This window comes from Streptomyces apricus (genome assembly GCF_008369065.1).
GTDB lineage: Bacteria > Actinomycetota > Actinomycetes > Streptomycetales > Streptomycetaceae > Streptomyces > Streptomyces apricus.
In genome coordinates, this window is the sequence record NZ_VDFC01000050.1 from 78,869 (window position 1) to 94,470 (window position 15,602).

At 70.0% G+C, this 15,602-nt stretch carries 17 protein-coding genes and 1 pseudogene; 10 read left to right on the top strand and 8 right to left on the bottom strand.

Annotation, left to right across the window (positions count from 1 at the left end; genetic code table 11):
* The first annotated feature begins 402 nt into the window (after positions 1-402).
* Positions 403-756 (top strand): hypothetical protein, encoded by a 354-nt coding sequence (locus FGF04_RS30635; protein WP_149514617.1) that lies wholly within the window; start codon positions 403-405, stop codon positions 754-756.
* 223 nt (positions 757-979) lie between these two features.
* On the opposite strand, the gene FGF04_RS30640 is transcribed toward FGF04_RS30635, so the two are convergent.
* Both FGF04_RS30640 and FGF04_RS30645 read right to left on the bottom strand, forming a co-directional pair.
* Entirely contained in the window at positions 980-1,390 is a 411-nt protein-coding gene (locus tag FGF04_RS30640; RefSeq protein ID WP_149514618.1) for a PIN domain-containing protein, read from the bottom strand.
* Positions 1,387-1,608 (bottom strand): type II toxin-antitoxin system VapB family antitoxin, encoded by a 222-nt coding sequence (locus FGF04_RS30645; RefSeq protein ID WP_188114299.1) that lies wholly within the window; start codon positions 1,606-1,608, stop codon positions 1,387-1,389. The genes FGF04_RS30640 and FGF04_RS30645 overlap by 4 nt, the downstream gene beginning before the upstream one ends.
* Positions 1,609-2,229: 621 nt before the next feature.
* Between FGF04_RS30645 and FGF04_RS30650 the strand changes: the two genes are divergently transcribed.
* A complete protein-coding gene (locus FGF04_RS30650; RefSeq protein WP_235882579.1) occupies positions 2,230-2,895 on the top strand; it encodes a hypothetical protein in 666 nt (221 codons plus the stop codon).
* 140 nt (positions 2,896-3,035) lie between these two features.
* Here FGF04_RS30650 and FGF04_RS30655 read toward each other — a convergent pair whose 3' ends face one another.
* Positions 3,036-3,734, bottom strand: coding sequence for a hypothetical protein (locus FGF04_RS30655; RefSeq protein ID WP_149514620.1), 699 nt, complete (start codon positions 3,732-3,734; stop codon positions 3,036-3,038).
* Positions 3,735-3,907: 173 nt separating this feature from the next.
* Entirely contained in the window at positions 3,908-4,696 is a 789-nt protein-coding gene (locus FGF04_RS30660; RefSeq protein ID WP_328596419.1) for an ArsR/SmtB family transcription factor, read from the bottom strand.
* A 352-nt stretch (positions 4,697-5,048) separates the two neighbouring features.
* Between FGF04_RS30660 and FGF04_RS30665 the strand changes: the two genes are divergently transcribed.
* From FGF04_RS30665 to FGF04_RS30685, 5 genes and pseudogenes are all read left to right on the top strand, one after another.
* Positions 5,049-5,489, top strand: coding sequence for a peptidase inhibitor family I36 protein (locus FGF04_RS30665; RefSeq protein ID WP_223146416.1), 441 nt, complete (start codon positions 5,049-5,051; stop codon positions 5,487-5,489).
* Between the two features lie 163 nt (positions 5,490-5,652).
* Positions 5,653-6,528, top strand: coding sequence for a hypothetical protein (locus tag FGF04_RS30670; RefSeq protein ID WP_149514623.1), 876 nt, complete (start codon positions 5,653-5,655; stop codon positions 6,526-6,528).
* A gap of 132 nt (positions 6,529-6,660) precedes the next feature.
* Positions 6,661-7,042: pseudogene (locus FGF04_RS30675) on the top strand (LuxR C-terminal-related transcriptional regulator); the annotation flags it as partial.
* Between the two features lie 136 nt (positions 7,043-7,178).
* Positions 7,179-7,475: a hypothetical protein gene (locus FGF04_RS30680; protein ID WP_149514624.1), complete on the top strand. Its 297-nt coding sequence runs from the start codon at positions 7,179-7,181 to the stop codon at positions 7,473-7,475.
* A 143-nt stretch (positions 7,476-7,618) separates the two neighbouring features.
* A complete protein-coding gene (locus FGF04_RS30685) occupies positions 7,619-8,284 on the top strand; it encodes a DUF4232 domain-containing protein (RefSeq protein WP_149514625.1) in 666 nt (221 codons plus the stop codon).
* Between the two features lie 75 nt (positions 8,285-8,359).
* Here the strand turns inward: FGF04_RS30685 and FGF04_RS30690 are convergent, their stop codons facing one another.
* Positions 8,360-9,130: an SDR family NAD(P)-dependent oxidoreductase gene (locus tag FGF04_RS30690; RefSeq protein ID WP_149514626.1), complete on the bottom strand. Its 771-nt coding sequence runs from the start codon at positions 9,128-9,130 to the stop codon at positions 8,360-8,362.
* A 156-nt stretch (positions 9,131-9,286) separates the two neighbouring features.
* Between FGF04_RS30690 and FGF04_RS30695 the strand changes: the two genes are divergently transcribed.
* On the top strand, positions 9,287-9,934 hold the full coding sequence (locus FGF04_RS30695) for a TetR/AcrR family transcriptional regulator (RefSeq protein WP_149514627.1): 648 nt from the start codon (positions 9,287-9,289) through the stop codon (positions 9,932-9,934).
* 22 nt (positions 9,935-9,956) lie between these two features.
* Here the strand turns inward: FGF04_RS30695 and FGF04_RS30700 are convergent, their stop codons facing one another.
* The 3 genes from FGF04_RS30700 to FGF04_RS30710 form a co-directional block, all read right to left on the bottom strand.
* A complete protein-coding gene (locus FGF04_RS30700; RefSeq protein WP_149514628.1) occupies positions 9,957-10,340 on the bottom strand; it encodes a hypothetical protein in 384 nt (127 codons plus the stop codon).
* Positions 10,341-10,463: 123 nt separating this feature from the next.
* Entirely contained in the window at positions 10,464-11,669 is a 1,206-nt protein-coding gene (locus FGF04_RS30705; RefSeq protein ID WP_149514629.1) for an epoxide hydrolase family protein, read from the bottom strand.
* 264 nt (positions 11,670-11,933) lie between these two features.
* On the bottom strand, positions 11,934-12,896 hold the full coding sequence (locus FGF04_RS30710; RefSeq protein ID WP_149514630.1) for a TAXI family TRAP transporter solute-binding subunit: 963 nt from the start codon (positions 12,894-12,896) through the stop codon (positions 11,934-11,936).
* A gap of 572 nt (positions 12,897-13,468) precedes the next feature.
* Here FGF04_RS30710 and FGF04_RS30715 point away from each other — a divergent pair.
* Together FGF04_RS30715 and FGF04_RS30720 are read left to right on the top strand one after the other, a co-directional pair.
* Positions 13,469-14,644, top strand: a complete 1,176-nt coding sequence (locus FGF04_RS30715) for a serine hydrolase (protein ID WP_149514651.1) — start codon at positions 13,469-13,471, stop codon at positions 14,642-14,644.
* A gap of 145 nt (positions 14,645-14,789) precedes the next feature.
* Positions 14,790-15,587, top strand: coding sequence for a serine/threonine protein kinase (locus tag FGF04_RS30720; protein ID WP_149514631.1), 798 nt, complete (start codon positions 14,790-14,792; stop codon positions 15,585-15,587).
* The last annotated feature ends 15 nt before the right edge of the window (positions 15,588-15,602 follow it).

A 15,602-nucleotide genomic window follows, 5' to 3' on the forward strand; every position in this document is an offset into this window, starting at 1 on the left:
CCGGCCTGCGTGCGACGCAGCCGCGAACATCTGATCCGACATCTTTGCCATGATCCCTATAGATCTACACGACGTCATACACGAAGCAGTCATGGCCGGGCACGCAGTCGCGCTGAGCGATCTAAAAGCAGGCAAGTTGGGCGACCAGGTTCGAGAGCGGTCCGAGATCATCGAGTGAAACTCTGAGCTGCGGGCCGTCTCAGTTTCCGTCTTGTTCACACCGTTCACGGCCGTTCAGGCTGGGCCCGGAGTCGCATCCAAGCCAGTGGACAACCTCCTATGAACCCAGGTGAACGGCCCCGACCGAGGCCCAAGAGCCCACCAACACAGCTGGAAAGCGTGTTGGCCTTCACGGTGGCGCCGGCCCACGACACCGCCAATTCCGGCAGCTAGGTTGAGGGCGTGGACGAGGAAGCGATCACCATCAAGCTCACGCGCGATCAAGCGTTCGTGCTGTCGGACTGGCTCTACCGAGTCATGTTCCGGTCCGACGACCTTCAAGGGATCATTGACGACCGAGCTGTCTGGTCGCCGGTCTACGCGATCTCCGGAACGCTGGACAAGACGTTGAGCGAGATCTTCATGCCCGACTACGGGCCACGCCTTGAAGCGGCCAAGGAGCGTCTCCGCGCCGATCTGTACGGGGGAGCGGACCAGCCGACTACGCCGGACCAGGACCCGACCGACGCACCACAAGCGCACCAGATCGAGCGGGGAACAGTGGGGAACCACGGCGAAAGCGACCCAGGTCAATGAGACCCGGTGCCAGGTGAAAGCCCAGTTCAGCAGCCCTACCAGCCTCAAATGCCCGCAGCTTCCCAGGCGGCTGTACGGTGGCGAGGAGCACGCCAAAACGGATTCCGACCAAATGCGATGGCATCCCCGGACTCGTACCTCCGGTGAGTTCTACTCCCTCTCGGATCGTCACCTTCGTCCGACGATGAGGGCAACTCCGCAGCCTGTCGGGCGGTGAAATGTCTCAGACGACGTCGTGGATGTTGTGCTCGGTCAGGTCGGACGCGTGCCGGGCAATGGTGCTGTAGTCGGCGTCGTCATGGAGGACGGCCAAGCCGTGGTGGGCGGCAGTGGCGGCGATGGCGAGGTCCACTGCCGATGCACTGCGGTGCTCCCCGGCCTGTGCCATACGGTGTTGCACCGCGCTGATCCAACGCCCCGCGTTCTTCGGCACCGCGGCGTCGGGATAGAGGTCTGAGAACATTTCCGCGATCTCGCCGTACTCGCGGCTGTTTCGGGCGCTGTAAAGAAACTCAGCGCGTTGCATGTAGCAGGACGCGATGGCGCCGGCATCGATCGCGTCGTACCAGGACGCTTGCAGTTTTGGCTCGCGGAGCAGCCGGACCAGGCCGGACGTGTCGAGCAGGTAGATCACCGGCTGCGCTTCTCAGCCTGGTGCAGACGCTCGGCATCCCCGACGGCACCCCACTCACGCGCACGCTCGAAGTGACGGCTTATGCGCGCCGCGCGCTCCTGCTGCTCGGCGTAGAAGTTCAGAGCAAGATTGACCGCCTCCTTCTTGGTCCGGACGTGAGCCAGAGCCATAGCGCGTTCCAGGGCGTCGTCGTCGATGTCGATCTGGGTCACGGACATACCGCGCCTCCTACACGATGTTGATGATGTACATAGAAGAATACGTCACCAACATTTACGGGTCCACCCGTCGGCTCTGGTGTGTGCAGTCGCGACGGACTCTTCAGATCCGTCCCACAGACGATGCGGTCCGGTCAGCGCAGGAGCTGCGGGCTGTACGGCCCTGCTGCCGGTCACGCCCGTGCCCACAACGTGCCCGTAGGAGCGGACCACCATGGTCAACAGCGGTGCCACCTAGCACTCACACCTGTCGCGACAGAACGAATCCGTGCAACTCAGAAGCCGTGCATCGGCCCAAGCGCCGTCACAGCGGCCGAGAGCCTCGACGAGTTCGAGGACGAGGCCGTGCGCCACGGAGTTACGGAATCATGGAGTCACGCACACGGCGTTCCGTCGCCTCCTCGTCGAGGTTCTGGATCTCAACGGCTCTCAGTCGGAGGATCTGCGTCGCGTCCTCATCGGCAACCGTCTGGAGCAGTACTCTGCGGCTCCATGACAGATCCCATGACGTGTGCCGACGGGTCGTCACCGGTCGGTCTGCCCGATCCTCGGCACACGCTGACGAGTACCGACTGGGCTGCGCTGGAGCATGCTTACGGACCTGCCACGGACGCGCCCAGGATGCTGAGCGCGCTGTGGGATTCCGAGCAGAGCGTGCGGACCCAGGCGCTGGAGTACCTGCACCACACCCTGCATCACCAGAACACCCTCTACAGCGCGACGGTGGCCGCGGCCCTCTACGTGGCCGCGATCCTTGCGGACCCGCGAACGAACTGGGGTGTCGACAAGGAACGCGGTTCCTTTCCCGGGCCCGTGCGCGCCGAACTGCTGACCTGGATCGCCTCGGTGGCGGACGAAGTCACCGACAAGGCGGAGAGGACTAGCCGGGAGTTCGGGTTCCCGCTCGACGGCTACTCACCGGCCCTGGGCATCCTGGAGATACGCCCGCTGCTGTTCACCGCCGCGCATGACGCCACGGACGATCCCGATCGCCACGTACGCGAAGCAGCGATCGTCGCCTGCATCCCTCTCCTGGACGATCCTCGGCTGTTGCGTCATCGGTCCGCCCTGGTGCCCCTGGTTCGGGAGGTGTTGGGCACGAGCGACCTGTGGCAGCACCGCGAACGAGCCATCGACGCGCTGGACGCATGGGGCGAAGACTCCTCAGGGCTCGAAGGCCAGCGGAACCCTTTCCTGTTCTGCGACGCCGATCTGCCGTCCATCGACTCATCGCCCTGGGGACACGCCTCCGGCTCGGACGGATGCTGCGAGGAGCCGCCCTTCTGACTGCCCGCATCGGCGTCGTGATCGCTCATCCGCTCCCGGTCGGAGCCGGAGCCGGAGCCGGAGCCGGCCGAGCATCGACCCGATAAAGCCTCAGCAGACCGGCTTGGCTACAGCCTTCCCACCAGTTCTTGAAGTGGCGCTCAGCCTCCGCCGTGCAGTGCGCTGCTGATCTCCAGAAGGCGTCCCTCCGGTAGAGCGAAGGCGTTGCTCGGGTTTCGGTAGGAGTGCCCACCGTCGTTGATCCAGATGCCGCCTGTCGACCTCCACCGGGCGGGAGCCCACTGGCCCTGGTTCTCAAGGAGCGTCCTTGCGACGTCGGCGGGGTCTTCGATCAAGGTGAGGGCGGCAAGCGCAGAGGTGAGGACCGCGGCTGCGTCGTCGGGAAGCAGTGCGTCCCCGAGCGTGGGGAAGAGCAGCAGGAGACGGGCGTCAGCATCATGGATGCCTTCTGTCACCGGCTGGCGAGCGGCGGACAGCAGTTCCGGCCAGGCCATGCCGGGCCCCATGAAGTGACCGTCGTCCACGGCGAGGGTCTCCGCCTCGGACCAAGCCGGCTGGTGGATCAGATAGTCCACGCCCCATTCGTCCACGAAGTTGCGGTAGACGACGTAAATGGTGTGACCGGAGCGTAGCGGCACGCTGAACATCGGCCATGCGTGCTCGGCGGACAGTGTGCGATACAGGTCCATGGCCGCATCCCAGTCGGCGCCGAACGCGGCTCGTTGTGCGTCCTCCCCACGCAGGCTGGAACCGAAGTGCACGAGCCAGAACAGCGGGTCGTCCAGGTAGGCGTCGCCCTGGACCAAGGGGCCGCCTTCGTATCCGGGGATCTTGAGCACCCGCAGATGATGGCATGCGCGGCAGCCACGGCGTCATCGCGTACTTCCGGCTTGCCCGGGACGGCGCTTGCCCAGGACGGCGCTTGCCCGGGACGGCTGCGGCGAGGCCGGCCGGCGCGGGGCGCGTATCGGAGGCAGTGACCGAGAAGGCCGGCGGCGGGGAACAGTGGGGTTCAGGTGTCGGTGCGGAGCATCGATGCGCCTGCCGGGGTGAGCGTGTGCAGGACGTTTCCGCCGTGTCGGCTGCTGATCAGCAGGCCCGCGCCGCGCAGTACCCCGGTGTGTTTGCTGACGGAGGACGGGGAGATCCCCACCGCGCGGGCGATCTCCCCGGTGGTGGCGCCCGCTCCCGACGCGGCGACGCGCAGCACGGTCGTCCGGGTGCGTCCCAGCAGCGCCGTCAGCGGGCTGGCGGGGGCCGCCGCGATCGGTTCGTGCAGCAAGGGGTAGATCAGCACGGGCGGTAGTCCGGGGTCGGCCAGGCTGACGGGGCTGCCCCAGCAGAAGTAGGACGGTACGAGCCGGATGCCCCGTCCGCCCAGGTGCAGGTCCCGGTCCACCGGGTAGCGGACCTGGAGGACCGGGTGCTGCCAGCGCATGCCCGGCCCGAGCCCGGCCAGCATCCCCTGGACGCCCCCGTCGAGCAGTTCGCGGCAGGACGAGGACCGTCCTGCTTCCAGACGGGCATGGATCTGGTCGGCGAACGGGCGTACGGCGACCTCGTGATAGGAACGGATGGCGGCCACGAGGTCCCGGCGTTCCTGCCGGCCGGTCAGCCGCCGCACCCACGCCGGGACCCGGACGTACCCGTGGAGCAGGGCCAGTTCACGGCCCACCCGGCCGGAGGGCGTGGACACGATGGCGTCGAGTGCGGCGTCCAGTCCCTCGTCGGCGCAGCTCGACTGGTCGGGCGTCAGGAAATCAGGAAAGTACCGGGCTCTCGGAAACAGGGGCAGGAGCACCTCGCGCACGATGCGGTCGAGTCGCTGCTCACGCAGTCGGGCATGGGTGGTCCGGTACCACCCGGCGTATGCCCAGCGGCCCGCGCGGGTCTGAAAGCGGTGCAGACTCGCGGCCACTTCCCAGAGTGCGTCGGGCGCCCTGGCCATCCGGGTGCTCGCCAGGTCAGCATCCGTGAAGTGAATTCGGAGCACGCCGTTCCCCCTTACGACCAGGGCTTTTTCCCCCTGGCGACACAGCATGGCCAGGAGAACGGGCACTGGCAATAGTGAGGGCGCCCGAATCGAGCAGTGAGGGGAAAAGATGAGACGTATATTGGCCATGATCGCAGGAGTGGTTCTCCTGCTAGGTTGCATGGCCGGTACCTCGGCGGCCAGTTCGGCGAACAGCTCCGGAAATCAGAAGCAGGCGTCCGCGACGGCATTCAAGTCGGTAAAGGTCGCCGCGGCACCGTCCGGATGCGGTTCGGGGAATTTCTGCTTCTGGCCGAACGCCGGTTACTCGCCGGCGGGAAATCCGGGGGAACTCTCAGGACGGAACGCCGACTGGTCCGTCTTCAGCCGCAGCGCCTGTCCCAACGGCAACTGGGACAACTGCGCGTCCTCGGACTACAACAACGGAAACAGCTGCGAAGCCATCGTCTGGACCGGGAAGTCCTACTCGGGCAGCGCGGGCATCGTGTACCGCGGCACCGGCGGTGACTTCAACTCCACGTTCAACAACGCGGTCTCCTCGAACAGCTGGAGTACCGCTTCCGGCGGTACGAGCTCGGCGTGCGGCGGTCCCGTACCGTAGACCGGCGCTCAGGACCGGTGCTCAGAGCCGGCGCTCAGGAAGTGCCTGCCGCTCCCAGGTGTCCGCGGGTGGCCCCCCGCGGACACCGCACCTCTCACTCCCCGACTCCCCCATCGACCGAGAGGGTCCGCGCACCATGCGACTTGCCCCGCTCGCCTGCGCGGTGGCGGGCGTCCTCGCCCTGAGCGCCTGCGGGACGTCCGCCACCGACGAAGACGCCACCCGTGCCGAACTCACCGGCCTCGAACTCGACCTCCTCACCCGTTCCGGTACCTTCACCCGGACCAACGTCGATCTCGCGAACGCGGAGTCGAAGCTCATATCGGCCTGTATGAAAGCGAAGGGATTCCGTTATCGCGCCGAGGTGTCGGCTCCGACGACCGAATCCGATGAGGAACTCTCCCTGAACAGGGCGGAGCGACACGAACGCGGCTACGGTCTCGCCTCCCAGTACGATTCCGAAAAGGACGCTGTCGGCAAGGGCACCAACGACGCCTATGTGGCCGGGCTTTCGAAAAAGAATGCCGACGCATACGCCGAAGCCCTGCGAGGAGGCGCCACCGACTTCCGCGAGATGAGGCTCGGGGGCGGCCGGAACATCACTTTTTCGGCACGCGGCTGCGAGGCGCGGAGCCGTACGTCTCTCTACGGAAGCCTGGACGACTGGGTGTCCGTTTCCTACTTCCCGCAGAACCTCAACAGCGAGCTCGGTCCCCGCGTGGAGAAATCCCCGAAGTACCGCAGGGCCATGGCCGAATGGCGGACCTGCATGCGCGGCAAGGGGTACACGTACGCGTCCCCCGACGCGGCCTATGACCAGCTCAAAGCCGCCTACCGCGCGCGGGGCGTCACCGCTGCCTCACGCGATCGGGAGATCGCCGTCGCGGTGGCGGACGGCGACTGCGCCGCCGAGGTCCACGTCCCCTCCACCGTCCTCGCGCTGCGACGCGCCTACGCCCAGTCGCTGCCCACCGCCGACAAGCTCCAGCTACGACGGCTCACAGCCATCTGGAAGACGGCCGCCGACAAAGTCCGGTAGTCCCGGTGAGACCGGCCCGGGCGGTGGGGCCGCAGAGGGCGGGAGTCCGGTGCGGTCCCGTTTCCGTGGGTGGTTCGGGTCGTGGTCTGCTGGGCGTATGGGGGCGGATCGCCGTGGCGGGCGGCACCCTGCGCGGGTGCCAGCAGCTTCCTCGTCAAGGACGGCCCGGCCGACTCCCTGGTCGCGGCCATCCGTACGGTGGCCGCCGGCGAGGCCGTGCTCGCGCCCCGCGTCACCAAGCGGTTGCTGGACCGGTTCGCCGGCCTGCCCGTCCTTGACGAGGCCGCTCCTTCCGTCCCGCCGCGTCTGGACGTACTGACCGGCCGCGAGCTGGACGTGCTGCGCACCCTCGCGCGGGTCGTCCAACGCGGAGATCGCCACCGAACTGGGGATCGGGGAGACGACGGTGAAGACGCACGTCGCCCACATCCTGGAGAAGTTCCGTCTGCGCGACCGGGTGCAGGCCGTGATCCTCGCCTTCGACTCGGGGCTGGTGTCTCCCCGTAGGGACTGACCGCCGGTCCGGGGCGCGGCCGACGGCGGTGCCTTGTCCCCGCACCCCGTCCCCCTGCACCCGAACCGCCACCCCAGGACGACGCGTCCCTGTATGCACGCACGCGGAAACCCGTCCACACAGAAAGCAAGGTGTCATGTACAGCCTCATAGGTGCACTCGTCGTTCTCGTAGGCCTGACGACCGTGGCGGCGACGGAGAGCCGGGCCCGTCGGCTGGACCGGCGGATGACCCGCCTGGAGCACAAGATCGACCTTCTGCTGCGGCACGGGGGCATCGAGGACGACGACCCCGCCCTGGCGGAAGTGGCGGCTCTCGCGCGGGCCGGGCAGGACGTCGCGGCGGTCAAGAAGTACCGCGAGGCCACCGGCGCGGGTCTGCTGGAGGCGAAGCAGGCGGTGGACCGGGTGAAGGCGGACGACGGCCGTTCGTGATGATGTCACCGGTCCGTGACGGCACCGTCCTGGAACGGCGGCACAGGGATCCCTTCGGGCCGTGGCGCTCTCATAGTGATCGAGCGAGCGCCGAACGGGCGACCTCGCCGCGGTCCCAACAACGCCGTACCTAAGGGGATTTCATGTCCGGCATCCGTCGCAAGGCCCTTCTCGTCTCCGCAGCCGTCGTGGGCGGTGTCCTGCTGATGAGCGCGTGCCAGGAGGCGGACGCGAAGACCGGCACCGGCACCGGCTCCTCGGGGCGCTCCTCCGCCCGCTCGGCGGACGACGGCGCCACCTCGTCCGGCTCGTCGGCTGTGAGCAAGGACAAGGGCGGCGACCAGGACGCCGACCGGAGCGCCGACAAGGGCTCCGGCGTCGACACCGGCAACGGGAAGCGGGAGCGGGTCGAGCAGGTCTGCGGCGCCAACGACATCTCGTGGAGCACCAGGTCCGAGAGCCAGGCCGGTGGTTACGTCCTGGTCATGGCGAAGGCCAAGCCGGGGATCACCTGCTGGCTGCCCGCCGCGCTCCCGACCGTCGCCTTCGGGTCCGACGGTACCGAGGCGGGGCCCGCCGAGCAGTCCGTCGGCGAGCAGGTCAAGCTGAGCGGGAACACCGTCGCGTACGCCGGGGTGAACCCGAAGACCACCGATACGGACGGCGGCAAGGAGCTGGACAGCATCATCGTGGCCGTCGGCGACGACGACCCCGACCCGGTCTCCCTGCCGGTCGACACCATCACGGTCGACAAGCCGATCGTCACCAACTGGCACACCTCCCCGACGGAGGCGGTCCCCTTCAACTGAACGGATCCGCGGCACCCCGGGCCCTCCGGCTCCTCGGCGTCGGAATCCGTCGAGCGCATCGCCGCGTCTCCCGTTCTACGCCGCCACCACCGCCACCGTCGTTCGGCCGCCGTCCACGTCCACCACCGTTCCGTGGACGAATGCCGCCTCGTCGCTCGCCAGCCAGACCGCCGCGTGGGCGATGGCGTCCGGGGTGCCCACCGTGCCCGCCGGGGTGCCCTTCATCATGAGTTCGCTCGCGTTGGGTGCGTCGCCCGCCGGGGACGGGGGCTGGATCACGCCCGGTGAGATCGCGTTCACGCGGACGCCCCGCGGGCCGAACTCCGCGGACCAGGCCCGCGTCAGGGTCTCCATCGCCCCCTTGGTCGAGCTGTAGAGGGCGCCGAGGGGGACCGCCAGGCGCGCGATCCACGAGCCGAGGTTGATGATCGTCCCGCCCCCGGCCTCCGCCATGACCGGGGCGACCGCCGCGGTGAGGAAGAACGGCGCCTTGACGTTCACCCCGTACACCACGTCGAACGTCTTCTCGTCGGTGTCGGCGGTGCCGGGGGCCGGGTAGACGCCGGCGTTGTTCACCAGGATGTCGATCCTGCCGCCCAGCACCTCGCGGGCCCGGTCGGCCAGGTTCCGGGACGCCTCCGCGCCGCCGTCCAGGTCCGCCTCCACGAAGTCGGCCCATCCGCCCGCGGCACGGATGCCCCCGGCCACCCGCTCCCCCCGCTCCCGGTTGCGGCCGGAGACGACGACGTGCGCCCCCTCGGCGGCGAACGCCTCAGCGATCGCCCGCCCGATGTTGCTGGTCGAGCCGGTGATCAGCGCCGTCCTGCCGCCCAGTCGCTCACTCATGGCATGCCCTTCCGTGGTGCTTCGCGTTGCTCCGTGTCCCGCGCCTCCCGCGGTGTGCGGACCACTGTGCGTCGCGGAAAATGGACCGGCAAGTCCAGAAAGGGGGATGCGAGAGGTACGGTGGATGCCGGGAGAAGGATCGGGAGGCGGAGGGCCATGGCCGACGCACTGACCGCGAAGGGCCGTGCCACGCGCGCCCGTCTCGTCGCGGGGGCCGCCGACGTGCTGCGCGAGCAGGGTGTCGCCTTCACCACGCTCGACGACATCCGCGCCCGCACCGGTACGAGCAAGAGCCAGCTCTTCCACTACTTCCCCGACGGCAAGGACGAACTGCTGCTGGCCGTGGCCCAGTTCGAGGCAGACCGGGTGCTGGAGGACCAGCAGCCGCACCTGGGGCAACTGGACTCGTGGGAGTCCTGGCAGCAGTGGCGGGACGTCGTGGTGGAGCGGTACGAGCAGCAGGGCGACCAGTGCCCGCTGGGCGCCCTGTTCCTCCAGGTCGGGCGGTCCCGGCCGGGGGCGCGGGCGATCGTGACGGAGCTGATGCGGCAGTGGCAGCAGCAGCTCGCCGACGGCATCCGCGCCCTCCAGGCGAACGGTCTCGTCTCATCCGCCCTCGCGGTCGACCGGACCGCCGCCGCGTTGCTGGCCGGCATCCAGGGCGGTGTGACCGTGATGATGTCCACCGGCGACTCGACCCACCTCAAGGCCGCCCTCGACACCGGCATCGAGCACCTTCGCTCCACCGTCGCCCCGGACGCCGCCCCGCCGATCAGTGGGACGGCGGCTGCGGCGCCCCACTGATCCTGGTGCCGCCCGCCCCGGGTCAGGTACCGGTACCTGGGCCCGCGTCGGGCCCGTGCAGCAGCCGCGCCGCCAGCAAGGCGCCGCCGACCGCCGCCCCCGCCGTCGCCCCTGCCGCCAGGAAACCGCCCGAGGAGCGCCACGACAGCACCGACCAGCGCGACTGCGCCGAGAACAGCGACCCCGTACTCAGCCACGACCCGGTGGAGATCAGCGACAGCGAGGAGCCGATCGAGCCCACCGACAGGGCGCTTCCGATCGAGGCGACCGACAGGGCCGACCCGACGGACCCCACGGACAGGACCGATCCCACCGAGCCGATCGACAGCACGGAGTCCTGCGACCACAACGACAGCACCGAACCGGAGGAACCACGGCGGACCGACCGTACGGAAAGCTTTGTCATGGGGCCATCCTGCCCGTCGGTCCGCCCTCGACCCAGACCCGGATTCAGACCCAAAGTCGGGATCGGACCCCGAGTCGGAATCCGAGTCCGGGTCGGAGGCCGTTCGCCGCGCCCGTGCCCGCGCTAACCCCGCCGCAGCGGGCGCAAGCCCGTGCGGAGCTCCTCCACGAACAGCTCCGGCTGCTCCCACGCCGCGAAGTGGCCGCCCTTGGAGAGCCTGTTGTAGTGGATCAGGTGCGGGTACGCCTCCCTGGCCCAGCTCCGCGGCGCCTGGTAGAGCTCCTCGGGGAAGACGCTCACCGCGACCGGCAGGCCGACGCCCCGCGCGCCGAAGAACGTCTCCTTGTTCTCCGCGTACAGACGCGCCGCCGAGACCGCCGTGTTCGTCAGCCAGAACAGCGTGATGTTGTCCAGCACGTCGTCCCGCGTCAGGCCCTCCTTCTGCCCGGCGAACACCCGCGTGATCATGTCCAGGCTGTCCCTGTCGTGGTCGATCATGAAGGCCGCCAGACCGACCGGGGAGTCCGCCAGCGCCATCAGCGACTGGGGGCGCGAGCCCATGATGTACGCGTAGTAGACGTGCTGGTAGACGAAGGTCAGCTGCTCGACCGCGGCCCGCTCCTCGTCGTCCATGAGGGACACGTCCGACGGCAGCGGGTTGCCGGCCACGATCGCCTGCTCGATGGCCGGCGGGACCACCTTGGGCATGTTGGTGTGGATGCCGACCAGGCCCGCGGGCCGCTGCACGGCCATGGCGTCCGTGACGATCGCGCCCCAGTCGCCGCCCTGCGCCGCGTACTTCGTGTAGCCGAGGCGCGTCATCAGCTCGCCCCAGGCACGCGCGATGCGCTTGGGGCCCCAGCCGGTCGCGGCCGGCCGGCCCGAGAAGCCGTACCCGGGCATCGACGGGACCACCAGGTCGAAGGCGTCCGACGGCTGCCCGCCGTGCGCCGTGGGATCGGTCAGCGGCTCGATGATCTTCAGCTGCTCGACGACCGAACCGGGCCACCCGTGCGTCACGATCAGCGGCAGGGCGTCCGCGTGCCCGGAGCGGACGTGGATGAAGTGGATGTCCAGTCCGTCGATCTCGGTGACGAAGTGCGGCAGCGCCTTCAGCTCCGCCTCGACCTTGCGCCAGTCGTACTCCGACGCCCAGTAGCGGGCGAGTTCCCGGACCGTCGCGAGCTGCGTGCCCTGCGAGCGGTCTCGCACGGTCTCCCGGTCGGGCCAGCGCGTGGCGAGGATGCGCGCACGCAGGTCGTCGAGCTCCGCGTCGGTGAACTCGAACGTGAACGGCCGGATCTCCGGTGTTGCGTCGGTGCCGGGCATACAGGTCTCCTCGCCGGCGGACGGGCGGCGAGACCGGGTGGACCGTGGCTGCCACCGCGTCGGATGTGTCGGGCGTACTGGATGTGCCGGATACGCGTGAGGTGCGTACGCGGTGCGTATCGGCGCAGTTCCGTGGCGGGCCGCGCCCCGGGTCCCCTCGCTCGGATGCGGACCCCGGAGCGCGCGGCCCCGGGTCCGTAGTGTTCGGTATAGCACTCGGGCGGGGGCCCGGTAAGCGCCTCCCCGCCCCTCCTCCGCCGCGGTTCAGCCGTGCAGCGCGCGGTACGCCTCCACCGCTCCCGGATGCAGCGCGACGCCGCCCGTGCCGATCAGGCTGCCGACGTCGAGGAACTGGGCGCCGACCGCGTTGTCGGGGACGAGGGCGGTCGCACACCGGGCCAGCAGACGGGTCAGCGCCCCGGCGACGGCGTGCGGCAGATCGGGGCGGCACACCAGCAGGTTGGACACGCCGATGGTGGCAACCCCGCCCGCCGACCGGTACGCGCCCTGCGGCAGCGGCACCTCCTCCAGACCGGAACCGGCCCGGCCCGCACGCCCGCCGAGCTTCGGCAGCAGCCGGGCCAGCGGCAGGAACCGCAGCCCCGGGCCGTCGTCGAGCGCGGTCAGGACCGGCAGCGGTACGCCGCCCGCGACGATCAGCGCCTCCACGGAACCCTCCCGCATCGCGTCGGCCGCGTCGGCCAGCGGGAGGTGGAGCACGGGGACGTCGGTGCCGGGGGCGAGGCCCGCCGCGTGCAGGATCCGCTCGCCCAGCACGGCCGCGCCCGAACCGGTCGCCCCGAGCGAGACGGTGTGCCCGGCCAGGTCGGACACCTCGCGCACGGGGGAGTCCGCGCGGACGACGAACTGCAGGTAGGTCTCGTACACCCGGCCGATCGCGCGCAGCGGCACCGGGCGCGGGAAGAGGTCGGTGCCCTGGGCGGCCAGCGCGGTGTCCGTGAGCACGAGGGCGAGGTCGGCGCGGCGGTCGCGGAGCAGTTCGATGTTGGTGAGGCTGCCCGCGGTGGTGCGCACGCGGCAGCGCAGACGGGGGTACGCCGACTCGACCTCCGCGGTGAGGAGGCGGCCGAACGCCTCGTAGAAGGCGGTCGGTTCGCCGGTCGCGACGCGCAGGACACCGCTCGGGCCGGGCCGCTGCCGCGAGGTGTCGGCCGTGAGCGCGCCACCGAGGACGGCGGCGGCCGCCGTGCCGAGACCGGCGTGCAGGAGGGCACGGCGGCCGACCGACCGCGGGTGCGGCTGCGGGGGCGCCTCCCGCTCGTCCCGCTCGTCCCGCCCATCCCGCTCATCACAACTCCTCGTGTTGTCGTGCCGTCGTTTCGTCGGGGCGTCCGTGGTGGTTCGCCGCCGGGACGGTTCGCGTTCGTGGTTCGGACGGGGCGCTCGGCCCCGGCCGGTGGCGCCGGCCGAACGCTGCGGAACGTATCCCGGGTGTGATCGGACGCGTCATCCGGAAGTTCGCGGAATGACGCTCCGCGGGCCGGTGGGGTATGGCGGGAGCACGCGGTCGCGGACGGCTCCGGGTGGCCGGCGTTTCGTCGCGGACACCCTGTCAAATTCCGGATAGGCCTCGGTCGGTAGGCGCCTTAGCGTGCTCCCGCCACCTGCGGTCCGTACTCGTCGTATCCGTATCCGCACCCGGGCCGGCACCGGTTGTGCCCGGCACCGGTTACGCGCAGCCGCGGTGGCCCGACGAAAGGGAAACCACTGTGAAAAGTCCGACCACCCGCCACGACGGAGCCTGCACCGACCGGCCGCCGGACCGACGCGGGGCACGGCTGCGGCGGCTCGGCGCCGTCGTCGCCTCCCTCGCCCTGGCCGCGACGGTGCTGGGCCTGGGCGGGGCGCCACGGGCCGCCGCCGCACCGGACCGTGACACGCAGGTCGAGGTACCCGCGGGCGTGACCGCCGGCGTCGCGGTCTTCGACCGTACGACCGGTACGTTCACCGAACGGCACAACGAGACCATGCGGTTCCGATCCGCCTCGGTGGTGAAACTGCTCATCGCCCTCGACTACCTGCGCACTCACGATCCCCGCACCCTGTCCGCCGCCGATCGCACACGGCTCGACTCGATGCTGCGCAGCAGCGACGACGCCGCGGCCAGCCACTACTGGACCCTCGGCGGGCGGACGGCGATCATCGACCGGACGGTGGCGCAGCTCGGCCTGACCGACACCGGCAACCCCCCGGCGGGGTACGAGGACACCTGGGGGTACGTCGCCGTGTCGGCCGCCGACACGGTGAAGATCTACCGGCACATCCTGGACACCGCCTCCGCGCCGGTGCGCGACTACATCATGGGCAACCTGCGGCAGTCGACACGTTGCGGCACCGACGGGTTCGACCAGCACTTCGGCATCGCGGGCTCCTTCGAGCGGCCGTGGGCGGTCAAGCAGGGCTGGTCCGGTTTCGGCGACTCCGGCGGCTGCACCCCCAAGCCCTCGACCACCGCCGCGGCGACGGCATCACCGTCGTCCAAGCAGCCGTCCAAGCAGTCGCCCGCGCCGCGGTCCGCCGCCGCGGTCGATCTGACCAAGGAGGCCCTGCACACCACCGGCACGGTCGGAGCCGGTGACCGCACCATCGTGGCCGTGTTCACCCTGCACCCCGACGGCACCCCGTACGGCACGGCCTACACGGCGGTCAACCGGCTCACCCGCACCCTCGACGTGCCGGGCGCCGACCGCCCGGCCGGAACCTGGTTCGGCACCTGGAGTTCGGGCGTGAACGTACGCCCGCGACCGACCACCGTCGACTCCGCCCCGCTGACGACGCTGCCGGCCGGTGCGGAAGTCCTGGTGAGCTGCCAGAAACTGGGCCAGGAGGTCACCGTTCCGCCCTACACGAACGCGTGGTGGGCCTACCTCCCCCAGTACGGCGGTTACGTGACCAACATCTACCTCAGCTCGCCGGGCAACCAGCTCCCCGGCGTGCCCGTCTGCTCCTCGTAGCGCCCCTGTAGGAACCCTGTAGGGACCCTCCGGCCACCGGCGAAATCCAGCCGTCGGGCGCCGAGCGGCCCGCGCGGAGCGCACCCCCGTGGCTATGATGCCCGGCGGCTTGACCAGCCGATCACGGGGGAAGGAAAAACCGCAGATGAGCGGCATACTGATTCATTTGCCGTCAGCGCACCGTACGGAGCCGGCGACGACCCGGCGCCTGGGGCCAGGAGAAACCGCGCGCTTCGGCCGTGGCACGAAAGCGCATCCGGTCGAACTGCTGCTGCCAGACCCGGCGGTCTCCCGGCTCGCCGGGGAGATCCTGGTGGCGCAGGACCACTGGCAGCTCACCAACTACTCCACCACCCACAGCTATCTGGTCGAGAACCCGGAGGGCGCCGGGGAGTACCTGCGGGTGCCGCCACGCCGGGCGGGGGCGCCGATCCCGTTCGAGTTCGCCCGGGTCGTCCTGCCCACCCGGGGCTCCACGGTGAGTTTCCAGGTGTTCGCGCCCGACCATGTCTACCTCGACGCGGACGACTTCGGCGGCCGGGGCACCCGCACCCTCAACGCCTACTCCCTCGACGAGACCGCCACGTACTTCCTCGTCCTGGTGGCGCTCTGCGAACCGCGGCTGCGCGACGAGTCGGCCGTCTCCGTGCCGACCACCCCGCAGGTCGTGGAACGCATCAGCACGCATCCGGCGCTGACACGGCTGACCGCGCGGGCGGTCAACGCCCACATCGACTACCTGGCCGAGCAGAAGCTGCGGGTGCGCGGCCCTCAGGACGTCGGCGCCGCGGGCAGTGGCGCGCGGCGTACCGGCAAGCGCGAGGCCGTGGTCGGCGTCGCGCTGCGCTTCGGCCTGGTCCGCGAGGAGCACCTGGCGCTGCTGCCGTCCCGCACCCCGGGCGCCCCCTCCCCCGAACCGGCACGGCCCGGGGGCCATCGGTGAGCGGCGCGGTCGAGG